This window comes from Bradyrhizobium jicamae (genome assembly GCF_018130215.1).
In the GTDB taxonomy this organism is placed as follows: Bacteria; Pseudomonadota; Alphaproteobacteria; order Rhizobiales; family Xanthobacteraceae; genus Bradyrhizobium; species Bradyrhizobium jicamae_A.
On record NZ_JAFCKQ010000087.1, the window covers coordinates 1 to 11545 of the forward strand.

Sequence of the window (11545 nt, forward strand, 5' to 3'; positions counted from 1 at the left end):
GGCCACGTCTCCTCCGATAGGCACTTCAGTGATGAGAACCGACCGAGAAATCGGCGCGGGTAAATTGATGCGCGATTAGGTCTTGCAAAAGGACATCAGAGCGTCGTTCCGGTCCCACCTTCTCGTGGCGCATGGGATAGGCGAGTTTGACGATCTCTTTGAAGGGATCGGCTTGTGTCTATGCTTGACCATACGCTTAAGTCGGACGTGACGGCGCGCCGGCTGGAAGTGATCACTGAGACGGGACGCCGTCGTTGGTTCTCCAGGGACGACAAGGCCCGGATCGTCGAGGAGACGCTGGTACCAGGCGCGGTCGTTTCCGAGATCGCCCGGCGACACGGGCTGACCCCACAACAATTGTTCACCTGGCGCCGGCAAGCGCGCCGGTTGCCGACGCCGATGGCTAATGATCCGCCGTTTGTACCAGCGGTGGTAGACGCCACGGCATCGGCGGTGGCGGTTGGCCATGAGCGCAAGGCAGCGCGGCGCAAGGCCAAGCCGGATGTCGGGGGCATCGAGATCGAAGCCGAAGGCGTCACGATCCGGGTCGGCCGAGGCGCGGATGTGGCGATGATTGCGGCCATAGTCCAAGCGCTGAAGGCGAGCTGGTGATCGGTCCGTCCGGAACTGTCCGGGTGATGGTGGCAACCAAGCCAGTCGACTTCCGCAAGGGAATGGAGGGGCTCGCCATGTTGGTGCGTGAGCACATGAAAGCCGATCCGTTCTCGGGCGCTGTTTATGTGTTCCGGGCCAAGCGCGCGGACCGGATCAAGCTGATCTTCTGGGATGGTACGGGTTTGTGCCTGTTCGCCAAGCGGCTCGAGGAAGGCGCCTTCCATTGGCCAAAGATCGAGGATGGCGTGATGCGTTTGTCGGCGGCGGAATTGTCGGCGCTGCTCGAAGGGCTCGATTGGCGGCGTGTCCACGCGGTACGGGAGACGGTCGCCCCGACGCGAGCCGGATAATTGTAGGCCGCGCTGCGGCGAAGTGAATCAGGGAGCATCGAGCACGTCGTCAGGCGGGCGCGAATATGCTCTGATTTGCCTGTGAGCGATAACCTTCCCGATGATCCCGAGACGCTGAAGGCGATGCTGCTGGCCGAGCGGCACGAGAGCGAGCGGCTACGCCAGATCATCAAGGAGCTGCAGCGTCATCGCTTTGGCCGGAAGGCGGAGTCGCTTCCTGAGGAACAGATGCTGCTGGGCCTCGAGGACGTCGAGCAGGTCGCAGCTTCTGCCGAGGCCGGTCAGGACGAGACAGCCCCGGAAGGCCGGACCGAACGGGCGCGCAAGCGCCGCAACAATCGCGGGGCACTGCCGGCGCATCTGCCGCGGATCGAGGTCGTGGTCGACATCGACGACAGGACCTGTCCGTGCTGCCAGGGCGACCTGCACCGGATTGGCGAAGACAAGAGCGAGCGGCTGGACATGGTGCCGGCGCAGTTCCGCGTTGTCGTCACCCGGCGTCCCAAATACGCCTGCCGCGCCTGCGAGGACGGCGTCATGCAGGCCGAGGCTCCGGCCCGGCTGATCGAGGGCGGACTGCCGACGGAGGCAACCGTCGCCCAGGTTCTGGTGTCCAAATATGCTGATCATCTGCCGCTCTACCGGCAGGCTCAGATCTATGCCCGCCAGGGCATCCAACTCGACCGCTCGACGCTGGCGGACTGGGTTGGTCATGCCGCCTTCCATCTGCGCCCGCTGCATGAGCGCCTTCTCACGGTGCTTCGAGCGAGGTCGAAGCTGTTCGCCGACGAGACGACGGTGCCGGTACTTGATCCCGGTCGAGGGCGCACCAAGACCGGTCAGCTCTGGGCCTATGCCGCCGACGACAGGCCCTGGGGCGGCCTCGATCCGCCCGGCATTGCCTATGTCTATGCACCCGACCGCAAAGCCGAGCGGCTGTTCAGCCATCTTGCCGGCTTCAAAGGCGTCCTGCAGGTCGATGGCTACAACGCCTATCCAAAGCTTGCCGAACGTGGCGAGGTCGAACTCGCCTTCTGCTGGGTGCACATGCGGCGCAACTTCTACGAACTCGCAACAGCCGGCCCCGCGCCAATCGCGAGCGAGGCGCTGCAGCACATCGCCGCATTCTATGCGATCGAGAAGGAGATCCGCGGCTGCAGCGCGGAGGAGCGTCGCCTCGTGCGGCAGCAGAAGAGCCGACCACTGGCCGATGCCTTCGAGGTATGGCTGCGCGCCAAGCTGGCTCTCATCAGCCAGAAGATCAAGCTCGCCGAGGCCATCCGCTACGCCCTCTCGCGCTGGCCAGGCTTAACGCGCTTCATCGATGACGGCCGCATCGAGCTCGACAACAACACGGTCGAACGATCAATCCGTGGCATCAAGCTCAGTCGCAAGAACGCGCTGTTTGCCGGATCCGACGGGGGCGCCGAACATTGGGCCGTCGTCGCAACCTTGGTCGAGACTTGCAAGATCAACGACGTCGATCCGCTCGCCTATCTCACCGACGTCCTGACAAGGATCGTCAACGGGCATCCAAACCGCGACATCGACCAGCTACTGCCCTGGGCCTACCGAGATCAAGCCTTCAAAGCCGTGGCCTGAGAACGACGCTTACGGTGCAGGTGTGAGATGGCGCGAAGAATCGACAGGCGACACCGTTGTCATGGCGGCTTATGATCGATGGTGCATCGAAACACAGCTGTCATCGATCGCTCAACGCCTTTGTAACGCGCTCAACTGCCTTTGGACCATCCGGATCGGACGGGGCCAATTCAGAGAATTTTCTGAAATCCGCCAACGCGCGTTGCAGATCGTTCTTCCGTTCGCATGATACGCCGCGGTTGTAGTACGCGACTGCGTGGTTTGGATTAAGCCGGATCGCCTGGCTAAAATTCTCGATGGCGCGGTCGTATTGAGCCTTTGCGTTAATATATACGAGGCCGCGATTGTTGTATGCATCTGTGTGGTTCGGATTAAGCCGGATAGCTTGGTCAAAATCCTCGATGGCGCGGTCGTATTGGCCTTTGGCGCTGTGGGCGATGCCGCGGTTGTTGAATGCATCTGCGTGGTTCAGATTGAGTAGAATTGCTTGATCATAATCCTCGATGGCGCGGTCGTATTGACGTTGGTTTTTAAACGCGATGCCGCGGTTGTTGAATGCATTTGCGTGGTTTGGGTTGAGCAGAATCGCTCGATTATAATCTTCTATGGCGCGGTCGTATTGGCCTTTCGCGTTGTAGGCGATGCCGCGGTTGTTGAATGCATCTGCGTGATTCGGATTAAGCAGGATTGCTTGGTCGAACTCGTTGATGGCGCGGTCATATTGGCCCTTGGCGATATAAGCCAAGCCACTATTGTTGAATGCATCTGCGCTGTTTGGATCAAGCCGAATTGCTTGGTCATAATCCTCGATAGCGCGGCCGTATTGGCCTTTGGCGCTATAGGCGATGCCGCGGTTGTTGTATGCATTAGCGCGGTTCGGATTGAGCCGGATCGCTTGATTATAATCCTCTATCGCGCTGTCTTGTTCGCCTTTGAGGCTATGGGCGATGCCGCGATTGCTGAATGCATCTGGGTGGCGAGGATTAAGCCGGATAGCCTGGTCATAATCTTCGATGGCGCGGTCGTATTGGCCCTCGGCCCTATACGCGATACCGCGGTTGTTGAAAACATTTGCGTTATTCGGGTTGAGCCGGATCGCTCGCATATAGTCTTCGACGGCGTAGTCATATTGGCCTTTAGCGCTATAAGCGATGCCGCGGTTGTTGTATGCAGTTGCATGAATTGGATTGAGCTGGATCGCTCGGGTGCAATCTGCAATGGCCTTGTCACTTTCTTGATTTCTGTTCCACTCGAAGCAACGAATGTTGAAAAGATCCGCAAGCCGACGGCCGCTGCGTCGACCGGAATCAATCGCACGTGTACACGCGGCTATGGCCTCGATACCAGAAGCCTTTTCACAGGTATCTCCATCGTCGGCCGCAGAGGGTGTCGTCGCGAACCAAACGATCGACGTCAAGGCGAGAGCCGCGAGCGTACCTCGCAGAGTTGGTGTCATCTGGGTATCTCCATGGATCACCGCTGCCGTAGATCATATCGAAACAACTTCAGGTTGCCATAATAGCCTCAGAACGGCTTCCCGTCTTCTCGCATTTGCTAAGGGGAAGGTTCGACCGCGCTCATGCCTGAATTAAGAATTAAGTTTGGTACAAGAACCAACAGACTTGTGGTCAGGAGCGTGAGACTTGCCGCTGCCTTGGGAAGCGTCCGCATTGCGGCTCAGGCCGAAGAATCCTGGACGAGTCGGAGTCCAGCACAACACAGTGCTAGGTCGGGCGCCTATGGAGCGTCTGGGATATGGCCCGCGTAATCCGACACGACAGTGAAGCCACTCGCACGATCTTTGACCGCGAAAACAAGGGTTTGTCGAAACTGACCAAGTTAATCCTCTCGGGCTTCGCTATGGTGGAACGTTCAAAAATCGCGGTTGTTGCCGCAGCCTCGGAGCCCTGCTCGTCGACCACAAAGTATAGCTTTTGCAGTACACCGTTAATGTGACCTGGCTTACTGTGAGCGGTAAGAATGTGGCTCCGCCGTGGAACGCTGCGCCCAAGCCGGCGGCATCCAGCGCCCCGTCGGACAAATCGCGGGAGACGCACTCGAGATGAGTGAAACGTGGTTGAATCCAACCGATGCTCTACCTTTCCGAATTCTAGGAACGCTCGCCGGTTTGTGGCGCGTCGTTACAAGTCACAGCACAAACCGCGACCGACCTGAAGGGAGTTCAACTCGGATACTCGAAGCATTGCTCCTGCTAGACGTCAGTCATAGGAAATAGGCATTCTTATTTTGCCGAGCGATGAGACCTGCAGCGACGGGCCTCCCGCTCATCTAAAAACTCTATCGCTATCACTTTGCACTGATCGGAAACCTTGACCGCTTCGGAAGCACTACCTGATCTCCAACTGAGTACAACCAACAGGGTCCGTCCCGCCCCTCTCTCGTCGGGTCTTCATTGCAATCCGATAGCGCGCGCGCTTCAGCAGAGAATTGCGAGCTACTGCTCGTTACGACAAAAATACGTCCCCATGGGTGGAGCGCTGAAGCCTTCGGACCTGTCGTCGATCTGTAGCTTGCTACATCTGGCCGGCTGCGGTCCGCATCCTTTAGGGTCGGTATTTGCTGTGGGTCAAAATCGCCACCATAGCTAACTCGCGGCATGGGACGTTTTTGCCAGTCTCCATCTGAGGCGCGTGGTCTTATGTTATCATCGACCGCCAAAAGAATGCACGAGTCACCATACCGAATCTCGCATGCCTCTAGGGCAACCTGTTCTGCTACTTTTTCATTCGGCAACAACGCGATCCGCCAACTGTCATAGGGCGGGTGCATCGCCAGCGCCTTATGCCGTCCAGAGCTAACGTAAAAAGATCCTTCTCGAACGCGAATCTTCTCTGACATTGCAGGTGCAATGTTTTCCATGGCAGCTAACAGCGCCGATTGAAGGGATACGGGGTCGGCGGCTGGGCCCGGAGCTGGCGTCTGTTGAGGGCTCTGAATGTCGACGGTTTGGGCTGATGTAAGACGCAGCGGAAAAACGACACGGTTCTCTATTGAATACAAAAAACAAGGACGACCTCCGGACCTCTTCCGATCGGGATTGGCATTACAGTCATTTAACGCTTGTTCCTCCGCCGCCCGTTGGTTGGTGGTTCCCCTAACGACGGTGAAGATTCCCTCAGCATGAATAGCAGCGGCCTTCGGGCCGGTGAAATTTGCATAACCAGTGACTTCAGGGCGTTGCAATTGCTGATCCCGCAGTCCCGGTATTTGCTCAGGATTGAATGGCCCAGAGTAGCGAACCTTAGGCGCGTCCCGTGTGATCCACACTCCATCAGCTTTTGGCGATCCCAATGAATCATCGGTTGCGATGATTGCGCATGGTTCGTCGAAGAATTGCGAGCACCTCTCAAGAACCTTTTCTTCTGCAATTTGCCGCGAGGGCCAGTCGCCGGTTCGCCAATGCGCCCTCGCTCTTGGGGCGATGGCCATTGCCCGATGAACGGGTAACGCGGAAAATGCGGCCACGGTTTCCTTGCGCGACTGAGGCGATTCCTTGGGAACTTCCTTTTCTAAAATTGATGTTAGTCCTGCGGCAAAATCCAAGACCGGAGGCGCGGCCGCAGTCATCGGCTGAGTCGACCGCAAGGGCAGCACGACCTGGTTGCCAACGGCATAGAGATAGCATGGGCCACCTAATGTCTTGGGGGATCTAGCCGGGTTCGCATTGCACTCGGCAAGTGCGCTCGCTTCCGCGCTTCGCTGATCGGGCGCATTCGTCTTCAGAACGAGAATGCCGAGTGCATGAAAGGCTGCCGCCTTTGGCCCAGTGAGGGTCGCATAAGCTGCGATGTCTGGCCGCAGCAACTCACTTTCGCGCAGGGCCGGAATCCGTTCCGGATTGAAGATACCAGCATAATGGACGCGAGGTGCATCGTGGAGTGGCCAGCCTTCGCTGGCCCGAGGGACAAAGATTATATCGTCCGACCCAATGACGGCGCACGCCTCGTTAAAATATTGGCTGCACCTCTCGATATTTCTCTCCACGGCCAATTCTTTGGTCGACCAGCCCGCGGTCCTTATCGCAACCTTTGCAGTCGGTGCAATCACCAGCGCGCGATGTGGTTTCGTGTTGGGATATTCGCGCACCTGATCGGTCCGATTGTCCGCATTGACAGCCGGCTCAAGAATTTTCACAAGATTGGCTTCGCTTAATGGCAGCGTCACCGCGATCTGTGGTTTTGACGATACCCACAACCACCCGACGCCACTCGCGGCAACGAGGAAAATGACGCAAGCGGCAATTGCCGTCGCTACCTTGCGAGATGATCGCGCCGATGCATGAGCCCGCGGAACATCATCATCAAGGGTTGTTGGACTTCGCCATTGCTTCTGCCTCTCTGAATCATCGAGCGGAAGCGTCGCCAAAACCTCGGCCGATCGATGCCGACTAATTGTTTCCGCGTGTGCCGCCGGATCGGCGTTTACTGCCTTTTCGGAGGATCTTTTCTCGAATTCAACGCGATAAGCATGAACGGGCCGCGGAATATTCTTGACTTCTTGCGGGCCGAGATCGCTAAAAAACACCGAGAGTTTGTTGACTACCTGATCGTGGACTGAGTTGGAAATACATACCCCGCCAGGAGTAGCCAATCCTTGCAACCGCGCAGCGACGTTGACGCCATCACCAAGAAGATCGCCCTCTCGTTCCATCACGTCGCCAATTGTCAAGCCAATACGAAAGACCATATGGCGGCTAGGCGGGTAACCTAAATTACGGGTTCGCAGTGACTCTTGAATATCAATCGCTGCCCGAAGAGCATCGACTGCGCTCGGAAATTCCGCGAGGACTGCGTCGCCAGCAGTATTGAAAATACGACCATCGGCTCTCGTGACAAAATCATCAAAAACGGCTCGATAGGATACAAGGCGACGCATCGTCTCCTCCTCGTCTTCCGCCATGAGCCGACTGTACCCAACGACATCAGCAGCGAGTATGGCCGCGATCTTGCGTTTCACCGACCGCCCTCTCAAAGGTCAAATAGAATCCGAGTATCTGTGGCCCTCACGAAAGACGGACCAAGAAGCCGTCAACAAGAGCTATAAACTCACGTCGCAACATGTCGACCCCGCTCCGAATAATCCCAAGCTGCAATGTACCGGTCGGAATCAGCGCCCGCCCGCCACTCGCAAATCTACGATGAATGCCGCTCTTCTTGATCAATGCCCCGCAAGTTTTGCCGACATCAGATCAAGAACGAAACCTCGCCCGTGTCTGTCACGACAACGCCTTCCCATTTGGCCTTGACCGATAGCCTGAGCCCCCAGCTCGCGCCAGGCAACGGGAGCGAAATGATATCCGCGCGATGGTCCACCGCCGCAAGGAGCTGAGAGCCATTTTTTACGAAACCTTCGAACGCATCCTTGATCATTCTTCGATTCGCTTCGTATTTTGTCAAAACCTCTGCAGCCTTGAGTCCCGCGCCATTGAAGTTTTTTGCGATGGCAGCTAGCTCAATCATCTCTGGAAGGCTCCTGACATAATGACCTAAACCGGAAAGCCCGAGATCAACTGAAAAGTCGGCTCCCCAATCCATCGGATGGCCAAAAAATTGCGCGTGCGGAGCATTCACGCCAATCAGAAAATTCATGCTGACGGCGCCTCCAAGACCGACGCCAACAGTCGCCGAGCGCTGATCAATCGAGCAAGAGCGGACACGCGCGGGCGTTTTCAGCAAGTCGCCGTAGCTAAACAGCACACCTTGTTGCTGAGCAAGGCCGCCGACGATCTCGCCTCCGGACTCGCAACCCAGCCCCAGCCAAAGCTCCGAAAAGTTCACGACTCGTTCTCCCAATGCTACGAGTTAGAGGTCGCAGTTTAGCCGACAGGATGATCGCCTTATATGCGGGAAACTGCTGGGATTGAGGCTCGGATTTGCTGCGTATCCCATGGTCCAAATGTTTGGACACCACGGCAGGAATGGCGGCAAATGTTTGAAATCGTTGGTATTCCCGAGCGAACCAGTTCGAGTCCAAGAAATCAATGGGATAGCCGAAAGTTTGGATGAAAAACCCGTCATTGAAGAGCAGGGCTTTCAACAGTCGCGCCCAAACCACTCGTAATCTGGGTCGATGAGGTTGTTGAGCTGCCCGAGCTCCTGCCGGTGAGGGCGCCGTCATGCCCCCGCCGGACCATATCGCGTGCCCATGATCAATGCACTGGCCCTTTGGCACCTATTCCGGTCCACCTTGGTGGACCAAGGAATAGGGGTTCCGCTTGCTCAGGGCCTATTGTGAGGTCAATCACGGTGCTCACCCGATGCAGGAGACTAAGAGCGTGTCAGGTAGTGAGATGGTCTCGCCCCATTCAAAAGGAGCTTGATTATGACCAAATTCGACAGGGAACGTGCGGCACGCGGCAATGTTGACAATACCGAACTGGATGAGAAGGAAGCTCGAGCTGGTGAGCGGGGGTGGCATTGGGGATCTCCTCCACCGGCTCGGGTTCGCGGCCGGTTGCGTCCTCGGTGGCGGGGGGCTCAGCGTCCACGGCGATCAGCTGCATTGCAAAGTCTGACGCTGCATCAGTATCTCGCATTGAGAGCCCCGCGCGAGTCTGGCGGAGTTTCTCTCTTGTTGGCGCAATCGCAAGATGCCCTGGCCTATTGTGGGTTGTCCGGATCGCCGGATCGACCGGTGCTGCATTACGTGCTGTTCGTCCTCCCAACCATTACGTCACGGCGGCTGACCGATGTGATTTCAGGCGGCATTGATCCTTACAATGTGATCCGGCGCTCTTGCTTCTCTGCGAGTCCCTGAAGGTCCCAAACTAGGCATCCGACAACAGCCACTCGCTGGGAGATATAGAAGATCGAGCCCCTCGCTACCGGCGGTTGAATTCGCCTTCTATAAGCGAACTACTTGCTAAGGTTGCTCTTAGCACCCTCGTCACGCCGTCCACTTGGGGCGCTTGTTTGGTTAGAGATTTTCGGAAAGCCCGCTCGTCCTGAAGCAGCGCCGCTGCGCCGCGCGGCAAGGTCGGCCATGATGGCCTTACAATTACGTAAAGCACCTGCAAAGTCGCAACCGTCGGACATTGCTGTCGCGGCGGTTTCGGCGGGGGAGGCAGTCGAGCTCGCGACACGATTAGGCTTAGCAAATAGCAACGTGGCGAACCCGAACGCCATGACGCCTGCAATGAGGACGCGGCAAATCTTCAAACAGAAGAGATTTGAGCAGCGGCCTTTGCCGCTGCTGCATTCTTGGCCTCTTCATGTTCGCGGATGAGGCCAAGAACCGGATCTGCACGATCCTATCTGCACGTGACGGCAACAAAGCCGAGATAGATAGGCCTCCGACGAGCGTCGTGTAAAGCAAGAACAGCAATCAGCCATTGATTTAGGGTAAGATATCGCGTCGTCATGCTCACGCCACTGTTAGGTCGTCTTCCTTTATCGTAGAGTCATTGAGCGGTTTGGACGCGACCGCAAAGACTACTCGCGCCGCAACGTCCATCCCTTAGCCACCTCGTGGCGCTGCGGACCAACGAGATCTCGGCTATGAACCCGCCATCGGTGTGATGGCCGGCGGTGCTAAAGATCAGCAGGTAGCGCCCTACAGCGGCGGCGGCATTGGTAGCGCGATTTTTCCTAAGCATGACATGCTTCCGGCTAAGAAGCCCCTCACCGGACCTGTCATCAACGACCTGTGAAATGACGTTGGCTTATTTCTCTCGGCTGGTTTGCGCTAGGCGACCATATTTGGTCCCGCTGACAATACGCCGACGAGATGATTATCGTGGACACTCTTCGTGACGATCGTTAGTCACTCGGGCCTCGTGACCGCAACCCAGGCTGACGCCGGTCGGTAGTCACGCTTCTCGAGCTTAATGGTGCCACTACGACAATCGGTACTATTAGTGTTGGCAGCGACGGAACGTGGAGCACCAGCGTGACGCTGTCTGCCGGTGTCCACATTACTAGATTTGGCAACGGCCCCGCCTTAGACGGAGGCGTTCGCCACCAAGGCTGACGGTTGCTTCGTATTCTGTAGCACCTTCAGAATTCTTCCGATGTTGATCGTGTTTGTTTGCGCGCTCGCGCTACTTTTTTGGGGAGAAGGCTTTTCTACGGTTTTGTAATCGGGAAGTCAGTCTGTGAGCACGAAGGCGCCGAGCGCAAGCCCAAGCCTGACGAGTGCCGCGAGCCGACGTCGGGCCCAGCACTTGCCAGCGCTCTCTTCCGGTGGGCGACTGCAGCGTCGGAGCGATCTGGTGCGGTTTGCAGCGCTAGGATGTCTTTCCGATGACCTGGACAACGCTCTTCAACTTCCGGTCGCGACGCGAGTTCTTGGTCGTCATGAAACAATATCCAACCTAGATCGGCGCACGATCAGATCGAACACCTCTGCGCTGGTCTGATGCACCGCAGTCGCGCGGAAGGTGTCGCCAGCTCGACGAATGAGGCACGGTCGTTCATCGACGATGGATTTACAAATCTCCAATGCCATGAAGTGGCCAATGCCCCGGACCCTGAAAACCTCATCAACGTTGTCTTCGGCATAAAAGAGACGATCGTCAAAGTTGTAAATCAACGGGAGTCTATCGCTCATCTCAGCGTCCAAGTCGAAATAGTTCCACGCTCGCTACATTGCGGCCGGAGCTCAAATGTGGCAGCTTCGGACCGGCCGATCTCGAGAGCCTCGGCCCGCATCCGATGTCGGCGGTGAGGTCGATCGCAACCGCACGGCGCTAGCGAGTTTCTGCATGCGGCGGCTAAATGATCTCGGGCGACGATCAAACGGCGACGGGATCACGCATTTGTCCTTCAACCCCAGATAATCGGAAAGAGAAGATATTCGAATTTTTGCAAATGCGGAAGCGCTCCAAAAGGATTTTTGATCAAAGTCAGAGTGGCGCCCCGGCTAGTACCTCGTCACAGACTGTTTGAGTTCGGTCTAGTTTGGCGGCGGGTTTGGGGTAGGCACGGCCCATTTTGGCGCGAGCTTTTTCGGTTGTGAAC

Annotated in this window: 6 protein-coding genes and 1 pseudogene; 3 read left to right on the forward strand and 4 right to left on the reverse strand. The window is 57.1% G+C overall.

From position 1 onward, the window contains the following. Window positions 1–180 precede the first annotated feature (180 nt). The 3 genes from tnpA to tnpC all read left to right on the forward strand — a co-directional run bounded on the left by tnpA (window position 181) and on the right by tnpC (window position 2567). The gene (gene tnpA, locus JQ586_RS39345; protein ID WP_212400006.1) at window positions 181–612 is read left to right on the forward strand and encodes an IS66-like element accessory protein TnpA; all 432 of its coding nucleotides are present in this window, start codon (window positions 181–183) and stop codon (window positions 610–612) included. Further along, window positions 609–965, forward strand: a complete 357-nt coding sequence (gene tnpB, locus JQ586_RS39350) for an IS66 family insertion sequence element accessory protein TnpB (protein WP_212400007.1) — start codon at window positions 609–611, stop codon at window positions 963–965. The genes tnpA and tnpB overlap by 4 nt, the downstream gene beginning before the upstream one ends. A gap of 123 nt (window positions 966–1088) precedes the next feature. Beyond that, window positions 1089–2567 (forward strand): IS66 family transposase, encoded by a 1479-nt coding sequence (tnpC, locus tag JQ586_RS39355; RefSeq protein WP_212400012.1) that lies wholly within the window; start codon window positions 1089–1091, stop codon window positions 2565–2567. A 100-nt stretch (window positions 2568–2667) separates the two neighbouring features. Here the strand turns inward: tnpC and JQ586_RS39360 are convergent, their stop codons facing one another. The 4 genes and pseudogenes from JQ586_RS39360 to JQ586_RS39375 all read right to left on the reverse strand — a co-directional run bounded on the left by JQ586_RS39360 (window position 2668) and on the right by JQ586_RS39375 (window position 11135). Further along, complete coding sequence (locus JQ586_RS39360; RefSeq protein ID WP_212400008.1) at window positions 2668–4023, reverse strand: tetratricopeptide repeat protein; 1356 nt, start codon at window positions 4021–4023, stop codon at window positions 2668–2670. 2990 nt (window positions 4024–7013) lie between these two features. Beyond that, window positions 7014–7544: pseudogene (locus JQ586_RS41730) on the reverse strand (adenylate/guanylate cyclase domain-containing protein); the annotation flags it as partial. 227 nt (window positions 7545–7771) lie between these two features. Continuing rightward, window positions 7772–8365 (reverse strand): hypothetical protein, encoded by a 594-nt coding sequence (locus JQ586_RS39370; protein WP_212400010.1) that lies wholly within the window; start codon window positions 8363–8365, stop codon window positions 7772–7774. A gap of 2515 nt (window positions 8366–10880) precedes the next feature. Then, complete coding sequence (locus JQ586_RS39375; protein WP_212400011.1) at window positions 10881–11135, reverse strand: hypothetical protein; 255 nt, start codon at window positions 11133–11135, stop codon at window positions 10881–10883. Window positions 11136–11545 lie beyond the last annotated feature (410 nt).

Excerpts from the sequence above, each read along its gene's own strand:
- tnpA (WP_212400006.1), top strand. The coding sequence starts at position 181 with ATGCTTGACCATACGCTTAAGTCGGACGTGACGGCGCGCCGGCTGGAA.
- tnpC (WP_212400012.1), top strand. The coding sequence starts at position 1,089 with ATGCTGCTGGCCGAGCGGCACGAGAGCGAGCGGCTACGCCAGATCATC.
- JQ586_RS39360 (WP_212400008.1), bottom strand. The coding sequence starts at position 4,023 with ATGACACCAACTCTGCGAGGTACGCTCGCGGCTCTCGCCTTGACGTCG.
- JQ586_RS39375 (WP_212400011.1), bottom strand. The coding sequence starts at position 11,135 with ATGAGCGATAGACTCCCGTTGATTTACAACTTTGACGATCGTCTCTTT.